The following is a 20,483-nucleotide window of genomic DNA, read 5'->3' as shown; positions in this document are numbered from 1 at the left end:
ACAATGAAGAAATCTATTCCCCTGACGGCGTGGGTCGGTCTCGCCATCGTCACCCTCTGCCTCCTGATGTTCCTGTTTGGCCCAATGATCGCGCCTTATGGTCAGGAAGATATTGTCGGCGCGCCATTTGATCCGCCATCGGCGCAGTTCTGGTTCGGTCTCGATCAGAATGGCCGCGACATGCTCTCGCGCCTGCTCTTTGGTGCGCAGATGTCGATTGGTGTTTCACTGGCTGCATCGCTGTTGTCGTTCAGCGTCGGCGTGCCTCTCGGTTTCCTTGCCGCCATTTTCGGTGGTTGGGTCGATACGATCCTGTCGCGCATCGTCGATACCGTCATGTGCATTCCGGTGCTCATTTCGGCGCTCGTCATCCTTCAGGCGCTCGGCTCTTCTCTCCCGGTGCTGATCATCACCATCGCGTTGCTCGATTCCACCCGCGTGTTCCGTCTGGCGCGCATTGTAGCGCAGGGCGTCAATGTGCTGGAATATGCCGAAACCGCCCGTCTGCGCGGCGAAGGTCTCGGCTGGCTGATCTGGCGTGAGATCCTGCCGAATACGCTGCCGCCGCTGATCGCGGAATTCGGCCTGCGTTTCTGCTTCACCTTCCTGTTCGTAGCCGGTCTGTCGTTCCTCGGTCTCGGTATCCAGCCGCCATTTGCGGACTGGGGCGGCATGGTGAAGGACAACCAGCAGGCCATTCTCTACGGACTCTACGCGCCGCTGTTCCCGGCGGCTGCAATCGCTATCCTCACCGTTGGCGTCAACCTCGTCGTGGACTGGCTTCTGGCCGGACGCACGACCACGCAGGGAGCTGATCGATGAGCAACGATATCGTTCTTTCAATCTCCGACCTCGTCGTCAAAGCACCCAATGGCGCAACGCTTGTCGATCATGTCGATGTGACGCTGAAGCGTGGTGAAGTGCTGGGTCTCATCGGAGAGTCCGGTGCTGGCAAATCCACCATTGGTCTGGCCGCGATGGGCTATGGCCGTGGCGGCTGCAGGATCGCTGAGGGCACAATTGTCGTTGACGATATTTCGTTGATGGACGGCACTCGCGAGACCCGTGAAAAGGCGCGCGGCGCACGCATCGCCTATGTTGCACAAAGTGCGGCAGCGTCGTTTAACCCGGCGCACCGCATCGGCGATCAGATTATGGAAGGCCCGCTTTATCATGGCCTGATGACCAAAGCGGAAGCAAAGGAATGGATGTTGGAACTGCTGCACGCGCTACAGCTTCCAGACCCGGACAATTTTGGCGACCGCTATCCGCATCAGGTTTCCGGTGGCCAGTTGCAGCGCGCCATGGTCGCCATGGCAATGTCCTGCCGCCCGGATATTCTGGTGCTGGATGAGCCGACCACCGCACTTGATGTGACGACCCAGATCGAGGTGCTGGCACTCTTGCGCAGCCTGATCCAGCGTTACAACACCGCTGCTCTTTACATCACGCATGACCTCGCCGTGGTGGCGCAAATCGCCGACCGCATCATGGTTCTTCGTCATGGCAAGATGGTCGAGCTTGGTTCTGCGGAAGAAATTCTCGAAGCACCAAAACAGGACTATACCCAGCGCCTGGTATCCGAACGTGAAGCCAGCATTTCGGGCGAACAGGCCGAGCACAAGACCGGCGAAATCCTGCTCGAAGTGAAGAGCGCAACCGCCTATTACGGCAAGAAACTCGTTTTGACCGATGTGGGTTGCTATATCCGTCGCGGTGAAACGCTTGCAGTTGTGGGTGAATCCGGTTCCGGCAAATCGACGCTTGCACGCATCATTGCAGGCCTGCCGCCGCACTCAAGCGGCATCATCACGCTTGCCGGGCAGCGGCTGGAAGCGAACTACAAAAAGCGTAGCCGCGAAGAACTGCGCCGCATTCAGTTCGTTTACCAGCTGCCCGACGTGGCATTGAACCCGCGCCAGACCGTCGGTGAAATCATCGGTCGTCCGATGAAGTTCTATTTCGGCATGAATGAGGACCAGCGCGAGATTGAGGTCAAGCGCCTGCTTGAACTCATCGGCCTGCCTGCCGATTTCGCAAGCCGCCTGCCGGGCGCGCTTTCGGGCGGACAGAAACAGCGTGTGTGTATCGCCCGTGCGCTGGCCGCCAAGCCTGATCTCATCATCTGCGATGAAGTCACCTCGGCGCTCGACCCGCTTGTCGCGGAGGAAATTCTCAGGCTTCTGCGCAAGTTGCAGGACGAATTGCACGTGTCATATCTCTTCATCACCCACGATCTTGGCGTCGTCCGTCGGCTCGCCGACCGCACCATGGTGATGCAGAAGGGCAAGGTGGTCGAAACCGGTACCACGAAGGCAATCTTCGAACCGCCTTACGAGCCCTATACGGAGCAGCTCATCACATCCGTTCCGGAGCTACGCCGTGACTGGCTGGACGATATCCTGAAAGTCCGTGCCGCCAGTTAAACTACCGATGCGGCGCTAATGCCGCACCGGCTCCTCTTTATTGAAATTGGAACCGATCATGACCGTCAATATCACCGAGCATCTGTGGATCACTCTCAAGGATGGCACCCGTCTTGGTGCACGCCTGTGGCTGCCTGAAGGCGCCGAGGAAAATCCCGTTCCTGCCGTGCTCGAATATATTCCGTACCGCAAGCGCGACGGCACACGTGGCCGCGATGAACCAATGCATGGCTATTTCGCGCAGAACGGCTATGCCGCGATCCGCGTTGACATGCGCGGCACGGGCGAATCCGATGGCCATATGGCCGATGAATATATCCAGCAGGAGCAGAACGATGCGCTGGAAGTCATCGCCTGGATCGCTGAGCAGCCATGGTGCAGTGGCAATGTCGGGATGATGGGCAAGAGCTGGGGCGGCTTCAACGGTCTCCAGGTCGCAGCCTGCCGTCCGCCCGCATTGAAGGCGGTCATCACCGCCTATTCGACCGACGACCGCTTCCGCGACGACATCCACTACATGGGCGGCCTGCTGCTCAATGATAATCTCTGGTGGGGCACGATCATGCTCGCCTATCAGTCGCGTCCGCTCGATCCGGCGATTGTGGGCGCTGGATGGCGCGATGCATGGATTGAACGTCTGGAGCGACTGCCATTCTTCCCGGCGCTCTGGCTCGAACACCAGCATTACGACGAATATTGGAAGCATGGCTCGGTCTGCGAAGACTGGTCTGCAATCCAGTGCCCGGTTCTCGCCATTGGCGCATGGGCCGACAGCTACACCAATGCTGTTCCGCGCCTGCTTGAAAACCTTCAGGTTCCTGCGCGTGGTATTATCGGCCCATGGGGCCATGTCTATCCGCAGGACGGTCTGCCGGGTCCGGCAATCGGCTTCTTGCAGGAAGCTGTGCGCTGGTGGGACCAGTGGCTTAAGGGCAAAGAGACCGGCATCATGGATGAGCCGAAGCTCCGCGCCTATATCTGCGATACTATCGAGCCCACCGGCTCGCGCGACTTTACCAATGGCCGTTGGGTTGGCGAACAGAACTGGCCTTCGACCGAAATCGTACACACGCCTTTCGCGCTTGGCGCTGACTTCACGCTGGGCAAGGCCGATGCAGCCAAGGGTATGCTTTCGATTTCCTCGCCAAACAGCCACGGCAAGGCCGGTGGCGAATGGATGGCGACCGGTTGCCCTGGCGAACACCCGACCGATCAGCGTCTTGACGACGGCGGTTCGCTCAACTTCGACACCGCTGTTCTGACCGAGAACCTCGAAATTCTCGGCGCGCCAGTTGCACGTCTGACATTCACCGTCGATCAGCCGGTTGCACAGGTTTCGCTGCGTCTGAGCGATATTCTGCCCGATGGCCGCATCACCCGCGTCAGCTATCAGGTCTTCAACCTCAACCACATCAACGGCCATGACAAGCCGGAAATGCTGGTACCGGGCAAGACCTACGAAATTGCGATCAAGCTCAACGATAGCGGCTACAGCTTCAAGCAAGGCCATCGCATCCGTCTTTCGGTTGCAACTGGCTATTGGCCGATGGTCTGGCCATCACCAAAGCGTGTGACACTCACGCTCGACACCGTTTCATCAGTTCTTGATCTGCCAGTGCGCCCGACATCCGCCGATGACGCGAAGGTCGTCTTCCAGAAGCCAGCACATGGCCCTGCAACGCCTATGACCCAGCTTGATCCGGGCAGCGTGCGTCGCTGGACCAAGCAGGATCACGTCACCGGCGAAACGCTTTATGTGACGGAAGGCATTGGTGGTCTGTTCGGCGAAGGCATTTTGCGCTTTGACGATCTCGGCACGCAATTAAGCCACAGCCTCAAGCGTGAACTGCGTATCCATGACAATGACCCGTTGTCCGCGTCTTATGTGCTGACACAGGGCTATCAGATGGGCCGCGAAGGCTGGATGATCGATATTGAAAGCACCACCAAGATGCAGTCGGACGCCGCGAATTTCTATATTTCTGGCGTGTTGACGGCGAAGGAAAATGGTGAAGCGGTGACAACCCGCGAATGGAACAAGACCATTCCGCGCTATCATCTTTGAATAAGTACTATAAGCGGTGGCGTCGCCTAAAAGATTTTGCTGAGCGCGGTGATATTCACAGAGCATGACCGAAGACCAGCCTGTTCAAGTTAGGCGCCACCGTTTTCCAGAAGATCATTGCGCATGTAGTGTGGCTTTATTATCAGTTTCCACTGAGCTTCCACGACGTAGGAGACCTGCTTGTCGAGTGCAGCATTGAGGTTTCGTTGCTGGCAGGCCATCAAAGTCAACCGCTAAACCGGAAAAAGGCGCAGTTCTGCAATTCAATTGCCTCCTACACGATCCTCATTGCTGCTGCTCCTCGATTGGATGAGGAAGAAATTGCAAGGGCATGTGAGCAGAGCCTGCAAGAGGAAATCGCTATGGCGGACTGGCTTCGGTCCAATCTGGATGCGACAACTACCCAGTTTCTGGAGAGGACTTTTGCCGAGAGCGACGCCGCGAAGTGAACCACAGATCAAGCCAAACGGGAATCTCGAATCCAGTTAACAGCGACATGATTTAGTCTGCATTTCGATTAGTTTATCATGATAACAACAAATCCAAAATCGCATCAGCATGTTGATTGGCACTTGGTTTCGATATCGAACGTCGTCGCAAAAGTCATCACGTTTCACATCCTATCCTGAACGATCCCCGCTGATCTGACGGCCGTTCCGCCGCTTCCTGCGGGAGAAGTTATGAACCAGGCGCCCGGAACTGCTTTGCGGAGGTTGCCGGCAATAACCCGCACATCTGCGCCGGCAGAATGGTGAACCGTCCTTAAGAAATTGGTGCGAGCCAGCACGGCCCGGTCAATTTCATGCGTTTTCGATCCCCGCCCAAGGCCGTAAATGGGGCTGAGAGTTGTAGTCCGTCAATCTTACCTTCAGACCTGTCGGGACGTTGAAGTCCCACCGGTCAAAGTGGACGCCGCCGTGGACATATACACTTCCTGTTGAGGAAGGTATGGAGGTGCCCACAGGCAAAGCAATGCCAGAGGCGACTTTGCCTTCAGCCAGAACGCAACAGATGCAACTGGCGACACTACCGTCCACGTGTAAATCCAACTCGACGTCTTTTGTCGAGTGGCATCGCCTTCCCTGTTGAAGAGTCACGCCTTTCACTACGACGCGGATGCGTCCAGTTTTTTGGTTTGATCATGAAGTAAGCAAATGGAAACCACTGATACTGGCAGAGATACCAAAGCGGATACGAGAGGCAGATCAGGTAAAACAAACGCCGTATAGAGGATCGATGCGCAATCAGGCTGGCAAGCCAGACCTTCCCGGAAGCGTAAAGAGCGTTCCGACTGCCTTCAGCCTCATTTAGCCCAATATACGTTATACGATGATTGTGCGGAAATGGAAGGTAGTCGTATTGATCGGTTCCATTTCGTTCCGTTACTGCTCAAGTTCTGTCACACAGAAGCTTCGCTTTGAAACGGGATTTCGCCAGCAGCTTGTTTCGTTGTCACGGCGAGGACCATCCGTTACGAGTTCATTCAACAGCCATCTCCCGTCTTTCTGATAGACCACTGTTCTGTCGCCATCTGGCCAGACATACACGTCTAATCTGACCTGATTACGCTGCTCCTTAAGCTGGCCCGCCGCCTGATAAAATGGAAATGCTCGGCAGACCTTGTCAGAACGAACAATTCCACTGTCATCCTCAACCCGGCAACGCACACGGCTATGGTAATAACGCCCGTTACTCCAGTCATTGAGTAGTTTCCGGTTTAACTGACAAGCCTGTTCAATACTGTCCATGCAACCCATGTCATAAGCCCGCGAGGCTTCAGATCCGATGCCAATCGGGCTTTCCGTGTCGTCATACATGTTTCCCGGAAGGATGAGTTTAGGGGCGCCAGTCTGGCCAAGCTGACCCAGCGCATCCAGAAGGATATTTCCATATTTGATACAGGATTCGCCATCAGTGGTTTTAACAAAAGGATGAAAGCACCCGCTTTGATAAGCGATCACTGCTTCCTGTGGGCTGGCTTCAACACCAAGACCGAACGCGTAGATGTTACCGGCCAACTTGCAGGCATAGGGTGACAGTCCCACATCTTCGGCGCTGCACGAAAATTCTGCCCAGCGCAAAGCATCTGTATATCGGACTTTCTGCGCCAGCGCGAATTTGGCTGCATTATAGCAGATACTGACATCCTTCAGTCTTCCGACTGCATGCTTGATCTGGTACTCGCAGGTTTTAGCGTAAACATCGGTTGCATTGCCGCTATCTCCATTAGAAGCCAAACTATCCGCCAGCGAAAGGCACGTGCTACCGGGGCTGTCGTCAAATCGACAACCGGTACGAAGAACTGATAGAACGGCATCTTTAGCATCTGGTGACCCGTCTTGGAATTTCTCCGCAATGAGTGAAGCCAGCGCATTGCAACCGTTGATATTTTCAGCGTTACACGCGCCAGAAAGCTGGGCTTCAATATCGGACGATTGTCCATCTCCCTGTAAGGATTTGTAGGTTGTAACCGCTGAACTGCAGGCTTGGGGGCCTTCTGAGGTTTTGTCGGTCTTGCATTTCTCAATATGCGCGTCATAGACCTGACGTTGCGCGGGTATAGCGGCATTAAGCTGCGGGTCGAGAGACGCCGTCAATCCATCGCAAATGCTATCTTTCTCTGATTGCTGCGCGCATAAATCGATTGCCCGCGCCGCAGCTCTGTTCCTCACCTCGGCGGCCCAATGATCGTTCAGCCTCGATTGAGTGGCACAAGCTGATGGATCGCCCGCGGCGCAGCCTTTTTCCAGGAAGCTTTTCGCATTACCAATTCGTGTGTCAACGTCGGCGGAAGTCTTTGTAAATTGCAGAAAATCCCGGTATTTCAGGTAAGCTGCTTTACAGTGCGTGATATTCGGTTTCGCAGGCCCTGGAGTACAAATTTCCTCCACCAAAGAGCCCAAGGCGTAGTTTTCATCCGGTGTTGCGGAAGCATAGCCCGTACGCGCCTGAACGACCTTTGCGAATGCGTCTTGAAGTTCTTCGCATGCCCAGGCAATGCTGGTTCTACATGCGGTCAGTGTAGCGGCAAAATTCGATGCCGCCTGAATGAGCGTCGGCGTCGCATAGGGCGCCGTACCACGAGCAAGTAACACGCAACTGACTGCCTGCCGTGCGTCGCAACCAAGTTTTGCAAGTTCCAAACCGACAAGATCGTCGGGATTACCGGTTCCGCCGTCAATTGCGCGAAACTGCGCATTTTCTAGAGTGTTTTCGGCTCGATTGATGGCAAGTTTACAACCAAGCACATTTCCGCCCATACACCCCATCAACGCGTAATGGGTAACAGTTGCTGGCAGGGTTCCGTTTGTGTCTTCTGCGTTGTAGATTGCCTCAGCATACCGGCTGCAGGCTTCAGGAGCTCCCAGGTCACAAGCTTGCTTTAAAACTGCCACGTCGTGGATTTGCACGCCTTGTTGCATCATATCGCGAGCCGCCGCGCGGCGTTCAGCGTCGGAAGCGAAGCGTCGGCTTTGTTCGTCTGAAAAAGCGCTTTCGGTTTTTACCAACGCTTCAACAAACTCGGCGCCCGTGGAACATTGGCTGTTCGCCGGAAGGTCTTTTGCAAGCCGCAGTATCGTTTCGCTCGCCCGAATGTTGAGTAAACCAAACGACAGCGCATAATTCCCGTTGCTCATTCGATAAGCGGCCATGGAAGCACGGAATTTTTCAAGAGCCGACGCTTCTTTGTTCAAGGCCGCAATTGAGCTTTCTTCAACTGCCACCAAATGGCAGGTGTTGGGAGGCGCCAGAAAATTCTGACCATTCGCGGCCCGCTTTTCGAAGTCGCAGAAATTAAAGACCTGATCGATCGGCAAAAAACCAGTCGCGCGTTGCAGTCCGGTTCCGGTCGCGTAGTTGACGGAAAAGTAGGGCTTATTGTCTGGTCCAAAGGTGACGTCCTGCAATTGGATCTCTTCGCCGGAGTGAAGCGAATGTCCCACTGACAGGCCCGCACTGGCGCTTACCTGAACGGGCGCACAAACGTGCCTGATGCCAAGAGGCTGATGCGGTGGCAAACTGTCGGATCGGGCGTCACTGCTTATTGTTACGAAGGCTAAAAGCGACGCAGACAGAAGTGCGATACGATACTTAATCGAGCCGCCGCCCATTATTCTATATTTCACCATCCCCAACAACAATTCCCCACGTGTTGATCCACTGCTTGAGCTTCATCTAGCACACGCACTGCTCTTCCAATAGTTCATTCAGCTACCTCTGTGGTTTTGACCACGATTGTATGTGACGGGTCAAAGACACCATAACGAACGGCTCCGTTGCAAACATTCGTTTTGCACGGAACAAGGTTTAACTGTAGGCGCAATTATGCTGTGAGCGCTGCGAATTGTTGTTTGAGTGAAAGCGGTGCGTTGAGCCGTAAGTGCATTGTAGCTTTCGCATCATGTGAATGAGTTCGATGCTGGCGAGCGTGATGCTGGCAGTGGCTTCAGACATGAAGCCGAGCATGGATCGTATCCGATGTTTGACACGGCGACGATCTTGTTCGATAGTGTTGTTCATGTATTTGCTGGAGCGAATGGTGATGGGTTTTCCACCCCGCCGCAACCGGTTCTCCGCATCACACTGCATGATGGCCATGCGATTGGTCTGGCTCCCATCAAAAGTGATCTTCTCTGGCCGGACATGCCGGGCCAAAGCTTTGTGCAGAAACCTTTTTGCTGACTGTATCGCCGTTGCTATCGATGGCACGATACAGATAAAGGCCATCATTTCTTTCAGATTGCGAAGGCTCAGATTGTAAGTCAGGTACCATCGAACACAAAGGAGGATGACGGACTTATCGAAGTGGCGACCTTTGAACGTCAAATAATCCAGCTTTTGAAGCTGAGAACCTATCTCAACGCTAATTGACGAAACGTTTGCAACAGATCCTCCTCGAACACGATATTCTCAAGGGAGCCATTGGGGTGTGGTCCAGCGTGCAACCCGTGACGACCAGCCGTGCGTTGCGCAGCATCTGGATTTGCCTGACTGTCGCGTCAAGCTGCGTCCAGTTCCAAGGCTGGCCTCGCGCAATCAGTCCGACCTCGAACTGGTAGGGCGTCAGAACGCCGGCCAGCGGCACGAGTTCGTTGCAAATGCACTCGACCACCTGATCGGCGACGAACACGCCGAGATTGGAATCTCCCATCACCGGGTCGCAGATATAAATGATGTCCGAGTTGATCTGCCTTGCGCGTTCGACGAAGGCGGCAACAACATCGCCGTTGGCGCGGTAGCCCAGATAGCCGGAGACAATGTAGCGGCTCGTCTCGATCAATCCGCGTTCTTCCACTCCGCGCAGCAGATCGCCGACCAGTTCGGATTCACACGGCCTCGCATGGTCTCAAAGCCGGGATGGTTCGGCAGCAAGGTTGTCGGAACCGCCGCGACATTCAACCCATGTGCCTGCATGGGCAGGATGGCGGCGCTGTTGCCGACATGCCCATGCACGACCTGGCTCTGGATCGAGATGACGGAAGTGGTTATCGTCATCACTTCGCGGTCCTTTCGGTCATGGTGAGGCCGGACCGCTCGCGATGCGGTAGGCGACCGTTGAGGACCATGTAGGCGACAAGGCCGATCACCAGTCCCCAGAACGCGCCGCCGATGCCGAGCAGCTTGATGTTCGCCGCAGACGCCAGAAAGGTGATGAGGGCGGCTTCACGCGATGTCGGATCTGCCATGGCTCCGGCAAGGCTGCCGCCGATCGTGCCGAGCAGCGCCAGACCGGCAAGTGTGGTGATGAAGGTTGCCGGGAAAACCATGAAGACGGCGGCGAGCGTCACGCCGAATACGCCGACCAGCACGTAGAAGCAGCCGGCCGCGATGCCTGCGATCCAGCGCTTTCGCGGATCTTCATGCGCTTCCTTGCCGGTAGCAATCGCCGCAGTGATCGCCGCGATGTTGAAGGCGTGCGAGCCGAACGGAGCCATGACGAGCGAGCCAAGGCCGGTCACGGTGACAATCGTATTGGCGCTGGTCTTGAAGCCGTCGTTCCGCAGCACCAGCATTCCCGGCATGTATTGGCCGGTCAGCGTGATGAGAAACAGCGGCAGCGCAACAGACAGGAGCGCGTTCAGGGAGAACGCCGGCATGGTGAAGACGGGCGCGGCGAACTCCAGCTTCAGCCCCGACAGATTGACCCGGCCCTGCGTCAGCAGGAACACCAGCCCCAGAACGAGGATGCCGACGACAGCATAGCGGGCGGAAAAGCGCTTCAGCACGACATAGGCGATGACCAGCAGTCCGACGAGCAGCGGATCAACGCTCGCGCCACCGAATGCGCCGATGCCGAATTGCAGCAAAATGCCAGCTAGAAGGCCGGAGGCGATGCCGGGCGGGATCAGCCGTATGACCTTCTCGAAATAGCCGGAAAGACCGAGCGCGACGAAGGCCACCGCCGAGATCATGTAGGCACCGACCGCTTCCTCATAGGGCGTCGTCGCCAGCGCGGTGACGAGGAACGCCGCCGCCGGCGTGGACCAGGCGGTGATGATCGGTTCGCGATAGCGCCAGCTCAGGAACAGCCCCGTCAATCCGACCCCGATGGACACCGACCAGACCCATGAGGCCGTGAGTTCGGGGCTTAGCCCGGCGATCTTGGCGGCCTGAAACACCAGGATGAAGGTGCCGCCATAGTTGACGATGACGGAGATCAGTCCCGCCACGATGGGATGGGTCAGGTCGTTCAAGCGGATCGACGAAGGTGAAGCATGTGAGGGCATGATCCTGAAGGGTCTCCTGAAGTTCGGGGCGCACAGGGCAAAAAAGCTGCATTGACAAATAGCCCACCAATGGCCTGAATTACCCATCCACTTCTTTCGAGAGATTCAGACCATTTGTTCAAGCACTCCCAACTGGAATCCGTGAAGGCATGGATCGCCCATCCCGCCCATGCGGCGATGCCGCTTCATGCGCGGATTCAGCGGGCAATCCGGCACCTGATCGTCGATGGCGTGCTTGGGCCGGGGAAGCCGCTTCCAGCCTCACGCGCGCTCGCCAAATCGCTCGGCGTGTCGCGCGACACGGTTGAGGCCGCCTATGCCCAGCTTCACGCTGAGGGCTTCATTGACCGCCGCGTCGGTAGCGGAAGCTTTGTCGCCGAGATGATGGAGTTCACGCCCGGCCACCGCCTTTCCCGGCGTGATGCGCTTGCGCGCAATCAGGCCCCGAACCTCAGCAAGCGCGGGGCTGCGATGTTCCGCAGCGGCGGGGTGCGCGAGATGCTGATCCCGCGACCCTTCGCGCACGGCGTGCCGGAAACCCGCACCTTTCCGCTTCAGCTCTGGGAACGGCTGGAACGACAGGTGCGCAAGGAGGCCAGCGCGCCCACGCTGTTCCATGGCGATCCGCAGGGGACTGAACCGCTACGCCGCGCCATCGCCGACTATGTGAATCTGGAGCGTGGTGCGCGCGCCACGGCCGACCGGGTGCTGATCCTCACCAGTTCGCAACAGGTCATGTCGCTTTGCGCGAACATGCTGCTCGATCCAGGCGACCGCATCTTCATCGAAGACCCCGCCTATTACGGCGCACGCAAAGCGTTCGATGCGGCGGGGCTGGAATGCGTGCCTATTCGCGTGGATCGGCTGGGAATCGTCGTCGACCAGATCATCGCCGAGCCGCGCAAGGCCAAGGCCGTTTCCCTGACGCCTTCGCACCAGTTTCCGACCGGGGCGACACTGGCGCTGGAGCGCCGCCTTGCGCTGATCGAATGGGCCTCCCGGCATCAGGCGTGGATCATCGAGGACGATTACGACAGCGAGTTCCACTATGCCGGCAAGCCGACCGCCTGCGTGCAGGGGCTCGATGCTCACGACCGAACCATCTATATTGGCACCTTCACCAAGTCGCTCTTTCCGGGTTTGCGGATCGGCTATGTCGTGTTGCCGCCCCAGCTCGTGAAGCCGATGACAGTGGCGCGCACGCTGTTCGATGGGCATTCGGCCCCGATGCCGCAACTGACGCTCGCCCGGTTCATGGAGGGCGGACATTTCGGCGCGTATGTGCGCACCATGCGCGGCATCTATGCCGAACGGCTCGATGTGCTGGTCGGTCTCGTTCAAAAGCATCTGGCGGATTTCGTCGAACCGCGCGTTCCAACCGGCGGGCTGCAAATGCCCTGTCTCCTCACTGGCAATCTGTCGGAGCGTATGGCGATCGACGCCGGGCGACGTGTTGGGATCGAGCTTCTGGGATTGTCGGCGCTTCACGCGACGAGCGATGCCAGGGCCGGTTTCCTGATGGGCTTTGCCGCTTATACGCCGGCCGAAATCGAACATGCCGTCAAGAAGCTGGCGAACGCGTTTCGGGCGGTGGCGAAGTCGTAGCTGGCCTTCGCCGGGTTCGGGTCGAATGGTCTGAATGACAGGCAGGAAGTGGCGGGGCATGGCAGACCGCACGCATGATAGATGCTGACGGACATCGCCACGCTGGATCAGCGCGGCGGAGAGCCATTTTCTCAGCACCTTGATGGAGACCAGCAATGCAAACATCGGCCGCCCCGCACGCAGTCCTAAGCGGTCAATATTCAGGTGTCAGTGCTACCGGGCTGTCCATCGCCGATACAGCCGTTGCCGCTGCGATCACCAACGAAACCATCCGCCAGCGCGCCTCCATCGAGCTGATCGCGTCGGAGAATTTTGTAAGTCAGGCCGTGCTCGACGCACAGGGATCGGTGCTCACCAACAAATATGCCGAAGGCTAGCCGCATCGCCGTTATTATGGCGGCTGCGCGAATGTCGATGTCGTCGAGGACCTGGCGATCAAGCGCATGAACCAGCCTTTCGGCAGTACCTATGCCAATGTCCAGCCGCATTCGGGAAGCCAAGCCAATCAGTCGGTGTTCCTCGCGCTGCTCAGACCCGGCGATACGATCCTCGGGCTTGATCTCAAGGCGGGTGGGCATCTCACCCATGGCGCACCGGTCAAAATGTCCGGCCGCTGGTTCAACGTCAAGAGCTATGGCGTGGACCCGGACAGCCATCTGATCGACATGGATTAGGTCGCCGAGCTGGCGCGACAACACCGCCCAAAATTGCTGATTGCCGGTGGCTCGGCCTATCCGCGCGTGATGGATTTCGCACGCTTCCGTGGAATCGGCGATGAGGTGGGCGCGATTCTGCTGGTCGATATGGCGCATTTCGCGGGGTTGGTCGCTGGCGGCGTATATCCGTCGCCGGTTCCTTTCGCCGATGTCGTTACTTCGACCACGCACAAAACCTTGCGTGGGCCGCGCGGCGGCTTCGTGCTGACCAATGATGCCGAGATTGCGAAGAAGATCAATTCATCGACATTCCCCGGCCTTCAGGGCGGGCCGCTGATGCACGTCATCGCCGCAAAGGCCGTGGCGTTCGGTGAAGCGCTGCAACCGTCCTTCAGGAAGTATTCGCAGGGCGTCGTCGAGAATTGCCGGGTGCTGACGCAGGCCCTTGCCGATGGCGGGTTGACGATCACCACCGGCGGCACGGACTGCCATCTGGCCGTGGTCGATCTGCGTGCCTTCGGCGTGACCGGCAATATCGCTGAGAAGGCATTGGAGTCAGTTGGCATCACGCTCAACAAGAATGCTATCCCGAATGACCCGGAAAAGCCGATGGTCACGTCGGGCATTCGTGTCGGCAGTGCCGCCGGAACATCGCGCGGTTTCGGCGCCGACGACTATCACGAGATCGCCACGCTCATGCTCGACACGCTGGAGGCCGTCCGGGGCGGAACGCTCGACACCCTCCGCCGAGATCAATGGCCGCGTGCGCCAGCTCATTGCGCGTTTCCCGTTGCCGTACTGATCGGGGGCGACATGAGCACGCCTTCGACAATCGAGCTATCGCCCGAGGACATCGCCCGCTTTGGCAGCGATCCCGCTACCATGTTCGCAGCGAACCTGAAAAGCGTGCAGGCGCGCATCAAGGCGGCCTGCCAACGCAGCAAGCGCAACCCTGATGACGTGCGCCTGCTGCCCGACACGAAAACGGTCCCGGCGCATATTCTGCGACTTGCCTACGCTGCCGGGATTTCCGACTTCGGGGAAAACAAGCTCCAGGAGGCCCGCGACAAACAGGCAGTTCTCAGCGATCTGACAATCCGTTGGAGCATCATCGGCCATCTCCAGACAAACAAGGTGAAGTATCTTGTTCGGCTGGCGTCTGAGTTCCATGCACTCGATAGTTTCCGGCTAGCGGAGAAATTAAACCGTCGGCTCGATACCCTAGACCGCGACCTTGATGTATTCGTGCAGGTCAATACGTCGGGAGAGGAGAGCAAATACGGTCTGCACCCTGACGACCTGATGCCGTTTATCGAGCGTCTGTCGGGCTTTCCCCGGCTCAAGCCGCGCGGCCTGATGACGCTGGCAATCTTTAGCTCAGATATGGAGCGTGTGCGCGCCTGTTTCCGTTCGCTGCGCGAACTGCGGGATCGCGCCGTCGCCATCCACCCTGACCTCACGCAGCTCTCTTTGGGTATGTCGGGGGATTTCGAGATCGCGATCGAAGAAGGCGCGAACGTCGTGCGGGTCGGACAGGCCATTTTTGGCGCACGTTCGACCGGCACCGCGTATTGTTGGCCGGGCTTTGCTTCCGATTCTGCTCCGACCGTGGAGATTGAGCCGGCCAACATATCCACATAATGAGAAGCGACACAAGACCGCCGCAGCACTCTTGAAGTTCTCGAAGACAGGCCCGACCGACATTGAGGACATTGTCCCCTATATCCGCTTTATGGTATAAGACGGCTGGTGGATGACTGGACAGGCCGTCCTCGTCAATGGCGGCTATACGACCAAGTAATGGTATCGGCGACCTGCCGCTAAACCGGCAGGTTGTTCGGTTGCAAAGGGGACCCCATGCATATGCTTCTTGTCATCGTCGGAGGGGTCGTCTTGCTCGGCGTCTTCCTTCTGTTCGGAAAGCTCTGGGGCGGCGACCTTGCCGGCATGGCCGCCGCAGCCAAGCTCTTTATCCCAGCTTGGTTCGCTGTGGCGGCAGTCAATATGTGGGTCGGCGTGACCAAGGCTGGCTACACTATCGCTCAGGAACTGCCGATCCTCTTTGTCGTCTTTGCCGTGCCTGTAGCGTTTGCCGCCCTCGTGGCATGGCAACTGTCGCGAGGCTGATTAATGGCGGCCGAAGCCGCGCCTCTCGGCAGGGTTAACCTAACCCATGGCAACGCGTCGCCAAGTGCCGACTAAAGGTTTCGTCATGATTTCGATATCCAGAATGCGGCAGCGCAGCGATGACGGGTTGATTTCGGATGTTGTCAACTTCTGGAAACAGGCCGGGGATGAGGGCCGATGGTTCATCAAGGACAAGGATTTCGACCACATCTTCCGGAAATGCTTTCTCGAACTGCATATGGCGGTCGCTGAAAGGCGCCATGACCACGTCAGATCGAGAAGATTTTGGACGGCCATAGGGGGTACCGTATCGAGACAGCCACAAAGAGTCGATTACTTGACGATTACGGTAGCGCCAGGGCTTACGAGATTGTATAGCTCAATCACATCTTCATTGAGCATTCGAATACATCCCGACGATGCCTCGGTCCCAATGGTCCAGGGTTCTGATGTGCCGTGAATTCTGTAAAGCGTATCAACACCGTTTTGATAAAGGTACAAGGCGCGTGCTCCGAGTGGATTGTGCGTTCCTGGCTCTATCCGTCGGGGCAAACCCGGAGCTTTGTTGCGCATATCATCTGTTGGATACCATGCTGGCCAGATGGCTTTGCGCCCAACCTTCGCTGTTCCCCACCAACCATAACCACTAGCACCTACTGCTACCCCGTAACGACGGGCAGTTCCGTTCGCGTTGTAGAGATACAAGAACTTTTGCGAGGTATCTATCAAAATCGTTCCGGCAGCGTGTTGCTCCATAGGCGTAACATCGACAGGCGAAAACCGAGTATCGAACTTTTTTCGATCTACGAGAAATACCTCGTACGGTTCGTTACGATAAGCCTGTTTAGCTTGCTCGGTTTTCTGAGCGAGCTCGGCTCTCGAGCTTTGATCCGCGGTAGTGCATGAGGAAAGGATTAATGGAGCGAGAAGAACGGCGCCGAGCACGCATTTCTTCGTTACGCAACGCACTAACATTTCATCATTAATAGAAAACAATTTGAATCTCGCTTACGCAATTTGTCAGGCCGTACCGCCCTTACTCATCACTGATCGACTGTACGCCAGCAAGATTACGTCGCAAGTCGTCTATATGGATTGGTGATTTCAATAATCGTTTTACTCGATGGTTCTCGTCTGCAACTGACTTGCCCGTGGACGAAGCGCCTCTCAGATAGTTCTTTTGCCACTTTGTCTCGGTCGTCAACTCATCTCGCATCTGCAAGCCAGCGCTAAAGAGCCTTCGCTCGCTGCTCCAAATCTTATATTCTTTATGGAAATCCGGATCATCTTCCATTGGCCGGATAATCGGCTGAACCTGCTCAATAGCGACACTTGGTACCATGGTGATGAAGCAGAACGGCTCGCCTTTTTCAAACGTTACAGACCCTGGCCGTGTAAAGCGCCAATTCATTGTAAAGCTAAACGGCAGCCAGTTGGTTTCCACCATACCGTCAAGAGGCGCGATCCCGTCTTTTATTCGATTTGGAGCCCCTCGTGCCCAAACCATCCAACCCGGGTCGGTCCTGAATACATAGCCTGGATGAAATGTGACGATGCCATGCCCAAACGTTGAGCTTACAAACCGATGCGTGACGTTTGGTTCATTCACGCGAATCATTATGTCGTTTGTGGAGTTATGACCGTTCCACGTAACAGTGATGCTGATCGGGTTTAACAATTCCCAACCGCTCGCATTTGCGATTGATAGTGGTGTGCAACGATATGCAAAATGGTCACTCGTTTGATCCATCCACTCTCGCGAACTTTCAGCAGCAATTAGCTCTGGGGGATTTGGAGATTGGATCATGCAATCAAGACGTACACCGGTCATTTGAAAATGGTTCCCGCTATCAATAAAGGTGCCACAGCATAGTCGCTGCAGCACACTTTGTCAGTATTGTTTTGAGAGGTTGGGCACCCCATGTTCTCCAGTGTACATGTGGCGCTTAAAGTCCAGCAGGTCCTGGAGGTCCTGGAGGTCCTTGAGGTCCTTCAGGTCCTTCAGGTCCTGCAGGTCCTGGCGCGCCCGGTTGACCATCGGAACCTGGAACACCGGGTTCACCCGGTGATCCAGGTTGGCCATCCAAACCGGGAAGGCCAGGGAGTCCATCCACGCCCGGAGTACCAGGCGTACCATCAAGGCCAGGGGTGCCCGGTGTCCCCGGAACACCCGGTGTACCTACTCCTGGAGCGCCAGGGGCGCCGGGAATTCCTACTCCTGGCGTGCCTGGAGCACCAGGAGCACCTGGTGCTCCAGGCACGCCAGGCAGTCCCCACGTGTCGCTCGTCTGACGTGGCAGATTACGAATATCTGTTCCAAGACGATTTGGCATAAAGTCACCACGATCACGCTCGATGAGAGTCCGACCTGGTTTATCGGCGTAATAATCGCTTTGATCCGGTGTTACGTCACATGAGTAATTCTGGGAAGGATCTTTACAGAATACTGTCTTAGGCGCGGACGCTTTGCCTTGCGTTCCAAAATGGAAGCGCAATCCAGCCATAGCTGAGAATCTGTTACTGTCGCTGCGGTTGTTCTTATCGAGATCATACGACAAATCGCCGTAAAGAGTCGTTGCAACATCGCCGAAATCAATCAGATACTCTGCACCCCCAACAAGTTGGGTGGAACCACCGAATGCGCCGCTGTAATTCAGGCCAGTACCGACCTTGAAATTATCGGTCACATAATAATTTACGCGACCTTGAGCAAACGGATCAAAGGCTTCCTCAAGCGAATTCCACTCGATGCCAGCGAGCCCATCAAGTGTGAAACGTCCCAGATAGGCTTGTCCTTCGACGCCTAACTTGCTGTTAACATAGCCGTTTTCGAGGAATCCGTCATTGTCGTACGTGCCGGTGCTATAGAGATAGCTACCGTAAAGCCCAAGCGCACCCTTTTTTGGATCCCGTCTAAAGATATGCGCGGCAGCTCCAGCGAAACCGCTTTCGCTCGTCACGCCGCCGATACCGTCCAGCTGAAAGCCGTATTTGTCTCCCAGCGGCACAGCAACCGAACCTTCGCTGAAGCCGAATTGCTCGTCGCCATTGCCTCCGACACCCAATCCTACAGAGATATTTGGCGCTGCAACTGCGCGATTATCAGCCAACTGGGGGCTCGTGCCATACATCCGTGAGTGAACGGACTGGTTCTGGAGGGCAACCTGGTTCTGAGCGACCGTCTGATTGACAGTGGCCAACTCCTGACGAAGCCGCGCAGTTTCCACCAAGGCCTGCTCAAGCCTTTTGGCCATTCGCTCTTGGTTCCGCTGTAAGGTGAGAACCATCTGATAAAGTTCAGCGTTGCTCGGAGCCTGCTGGGCCAATGCAGGAAAAGAAGAAACCGCCACGAATGTGAGCACGGAACAACTGCCGAAAAGTAAAGCTGTATGTTTGCGCATTTTCCCCCTCGAATTGCCACGCAGAATCCCACCACCACTCCGTACACAGGAGTAGTGCGCAGAATCAGAAGATTTTTCACAGCAAAATACAGTTGTATGAGTAACTTTGTTCTTTCGTTTAGTCAATTTCACAAAATGTCTTTAAATGTCACTTCATTGCATATTTGAGTTTGACTGGATACAATCTAATGCGTACAAGAATAGCTAAATCACCTGTAAAGTGGGAATTCGATTCTGCGGGTTATTAGACCGCCCGGGGCATTAAGACTCCATGCGCATCCATTTTTGCTACAAACGCGCCGCTGCGACATTGGAAATGGCTTTTTGCCGTGAGGTTCCCCACAAAATGCAGAAAATCACATCGACCCGACAGGTTCGAACGAAACTTCATTTTTATAGAGCTCTATACTGGCACAATCCTAAACCGCCACAGGCGTCAGAACCGTAATGCGCCTCTCTTTCGGACCCATAGATCAGTAATTGTTACATATATGAACTGCCTCGCTTGCTGATACACTGATTGCCAGCCACAAATTCAACGGAGTGTCGAACGTACCTATCCAACTTCTGAGAATTGACATACCATTGATGAATAAATGTCACACCACCCTCCAATTCTAGTGCTCCAATCCGTCGCTCAAGAATGTTGGAATGGATGGTCTTGGTGCTATCATCTAAATGCGCCGCGTTAATCGGCAAAGAAAAAACCTCGACCTCGAATGGTGTGCAAAGGTAGCTCCATCCCTGCCCTCATAGCTCTTTTTCGGAGCCTCGCCACAATTGTATTGAGATGCGCATCGTTGAACTCAAAAACATCCTGCCCCAATGCTTCTTCAACAAGCACCTTTCGTTCAACGGGTTCGCCACACGCAACAAATAGCCGATCCAGCAAACATCGTTCTGTACTAGTTAATCGGAGTTTTTGCCCTCTATTATTGGTCAGGACCCAGCCCCCGTCCACCAATGACCAACCGAAAGCTGAATGCGATAACGACGCACCGGACCTGGAAAGACGGTTTCTAAGCGCTGTAACCGCGGCAGACAGCTCCCTCACGTCAACTGGTTTGACGAGACAAGCGTCAGCTCCAGCGTTAAAACCTTCAACTCGAGCATCTATATCCCCCTGGGCCGTTACCATAATGATACCTACCGAATGCGTAGCGCGCAGGTGAGCTGCAATTGACAATCCGCTTTCTTCTTTTAAACCGGTATCCAGAATGATAATTTCCGCCCGCCTCGCTGCATAGGCCCTATAAAAGGCAGCCGCGCTTGCAAAGCCGAGCCCAATCACCCCTATCCCTGAAAGACCTTTCAATATTTCTTCCCGGAATTTCTCGTCACCGTCAACAAGATAGACAATCGGCGAACCTAAAATTTCGTCTCTTTCGAGTTTTTCTCTGATCATCGGCAAGTTCTCATGCAATGGCTGCAAATATGTAATATTCGAAGGACTGTGGAACTTCACATTTCTAATG

Annotated in this window: 16 protein-coding genes and 3 pseudogenes; 9 read left to right on the top strand and 10 right to left on the bottom strand. The window is 55.9% G+C overall.

Going from position 1 to position 20,483, the window contains the following annotated elements:
• Positions 1–3: 3 nt before the first annotated feature.
• From QLQ11_RS22655 to QLQ11_RS22640, 4 genes are all read left to right on the top strand, one after another.
• Positions 4–822 carry an ABC transporter permease gene (locus QLQ11_RS22655; RefSeq protein WP_121539578.1) on the top strand — a complete coding sequence of 273 codons (819 nt, stop codon included), beginning with the start codon at positions 4–6 and terminating at the stop codon, positions 820–822.
• Entirely contained in the window at positions 819–2,426 is a 1,608-nt protein-coding gene (locus tag QLQ11_RS22650; RefSeq protein WP_283735364.1) for an ABC transporter ATP-binding protein, read from the top strand. Before QLQ11_RS22655 ends, QLQ11_RS22650 begins: the two co-directional genes overlap by 4 nt.
• Before the next feature lie 58 nt (positions 2,427–2,484).
• A complete protein-coding gene (locus tag QLQ11_RS22645; RefSeq protein WP_171318170.1) occupies positions 2,485–4,491 on the top strand; it encodes a CocE/NonD family hydrolase in 2,007 nt (668 codons plus the stop codon).
• A gap of 128 nt (positions 4,492–4,619) precedes the next feature.
• Positions 4,620–4,940, top strand: coding sequence for a DUF892 family protein (locus tag QLQ11_RS22640; RefSeq protein ID WP_371830847.1), 321 nt, complete (start codon positions 4,620–4,622; stop codon positions 4,938–4,940).
• A gap of 933 nt (positions 4,941–5,873) precedes the next feature.
• Here the strand turns inward: QLQ11_RS22640 and QLQ11_RS22635 are convergent.
• The 5 genes and pseudogenes from QLQ11_RS22635 to QLQ11_RS22615 form a co-directional block, all read right to left on the bottom strand.
• The gene (locus tag QLQ11_RS22635) at positions 5,874–8,399 is read right to left on the bottom strand and encodes a sel1 repeat family protein (protein ID WP_124916510.1); all 2,526 of its coding nucleotides are present in this window, start codon (positions 8,397–8,399) and stop codon (positions 5,874–5,876) included.
• Between the two features lie 416 nt (positions 8,400–8,815).
• Positions 8,816–9,318, bottom strand: a pseudogene (locus tag QLQ11_RS22630) (transposase).
• A gap of 37 nt (positions 9,319–9,355) precedes the next feature.
• Complete coding sequence (locus QLQ11_RS22625; protein WP_283735365.1) at positions 9,356–9,772, bottom strand: bifunctional hydroxymethylpyrimidine kinase/phosphomethylpyrimidine kinase; 417 nt, start codon at positions 9,770–9,772, stop codon at positions 9,356–9,358.
• The gene (locus tag QLQ11_RS22620) at positions 9,769–9,987 is read right to left on the bottom strand and encodes a hypothetical protein (protein ID WP_235859055.1); all 219 of its coding nucleotides are present in this window, start codon (positions 9,985–9,987) and stop codon (positions 9,769–9,771) included. Before QLQ11_RS22620 ends, QLQ11_RS22625 begins: the two co-directional genes overlap by 4 nt.
• Entirely contained in the window at positions 9,987–11,219 is a 1,233-nt protein-coding gene (locus tag QLQ11_RS22615) for a benzoate/H(+) symporter BenE family transporter (protein WP_121539583.1), read from the bottom strand. The genes QLQ11_RS22620 and QLQ11_RS22615 overlap by 1 nt, the downstream gene beginning before the upstream one ends.
• 114 nt (positions 11,220–11,333) lie before the next feature.
• On the opposite strand from QLQ11_RS22615, the gene QLQ11_RS22610 reads away from it, so the two are divergent.
• The 5 genes and pseudogenes from QLQ11_RS22610 to QLQ11_RS22590 all read left to right on the top strand — a co-directional run bounded on the left by QLQ11_RS22610 (position 11,334) and on the right by QLQ11_RS22590 (position 15,607).
• Positions 11,334–12,824 (top strand): PLP-dependent aminotransferase family protein, encoded by a 1,491-nt coding sequence (locus QLQ11_RS22610; RefSeq protein WP_121539584.1) that lies wholly within the window; start codon positions 11,334–11,336, stop codon positions 12,822–12,824.
• Between the two features lie 155 nt (positions 12,825–12,979).
• Positions 12,980–14,150 (top strand): annotated as a pseudogene (glyA, locus tag QLQ11_RS22605) (serine hydroxymethyltransferase); the annotation flags it as partial.
• 143 nt (positions 14,151–14,293) lie between these two features.
• The gene (locus QLQ11_RS22600; protein WP_124916511.1) at positions 14,294–15,121 is read left to right on the top strand and encodes a YggS family pyridoxal phosphate-dependent enzyme; all 828 of its coding nucleotides are present in this window, start codon (positions 14,294–14,296) and stop codon (positions 15,119–15,121) included.
• Positions 15,122–15,131: 10 nt separating this feature from the next.
• Positions 15,132–15,221: pseudogene (locus QLQ11_RS22595) on the top strand (short-chain dehydrogenase); the annotation flags it as partial.
• A gap of 116 nt (positions 15,222–15,337) precedes the next feature.
• On the top strand, positions 15,338–15,607 hold the full coding sequence (locus tag QLQ11_RS22590; protein ID WP_121539585.1) for a hypothetical protein: 270 nt from the start codon (positions 15,338–15,340) through the stop codon (positions 15,605–15,607).
• Between the two features lie 34 nt (positions 15,608–15,641).
• On the opposite strand, the gene QLQ11_RS22585 is transcribed toward QLQ11_RS22590, so the two are convergent.
• The 5 genes from QLQ11_RS22585 to QLQ11_RS22565 form a co-directional block, all read right to left on the bottom strand.
• Entirely contained in the window at positions 15,642–15,869 is a 228-nt protein-coding gene (locus tag QLQ11_RS22585) for a hypothetical protein (protein ID WP_124916512.1), read from the bottom strand.
• Positions 15,870–15,940: 71 nt separating this feature from the next.
• Positions 15,941–16,603, bottom strand: coding sequence for a L,D-transpeptidase (locus QLQ11_RS22580; protein WP_235942887.1), 663 nt, complete (start codon positions 16,601–16,603; stop codon positions 15,941–15,943).
• A 40-nt stretch (positions 16,604–16,643) separates the two neighbouring features.
• Positions 16,644–17,438 carry a DUF6065 family protein gene (locus QLQ11_RS22575; RefSeq protein WP_283735366.1) on the bottom strand — a complete coding sequence of 265 codons (795 nt, stop codon included), beginning with the start codon at positions 17,436–17,438 and terminating at the stop codon, positions 16,644–16,646.
• 115 nt (positions 17,439–17,553) lie between these two features.
• Positions 17,554–19,140 (bottom strand): collagen-like protein, encoded by a 1,587-nt coding sequence (locus QLQ11_RS22570; protein WP_283735367.1) that lies wholly within the window; start codon positions 19,138–19,140, stop codon positions 17,554–17,556.
• A gap of 556 nt (positions 19,141–19,696) precedes the next feature.
• The gene (locus tag QLQ11_RS22565) at positions 19,697–20,413 is read right to left on the bottom strand and encodes a response regulator transcription factor (RefSeq protein WP_283735368.1); all 717 of its coding nucleotides are present in this window, start codon (positions 20,411–20,413) and stop codon (positions 19,697–19,699) included.
• Between the last annotated feature and the right edge of the window lie 70 nt (positions 20,414–20,483).

Source organism: Ochrobactrum sp. SSR (assembly GCF_030067775.1).
Taxonomy (GTDB): Bacteria; Pseudomonadota; Alphaproteobacteria; order Rhizobiales; family Rhizobiaceae; genus Brucella; species Brucella teleogrylli.
The sequence above is the reverse complement of the archived record's forward strand: the minus strand, read 5'-3'. Positions and strand labels throughout refer to the sequence as shown.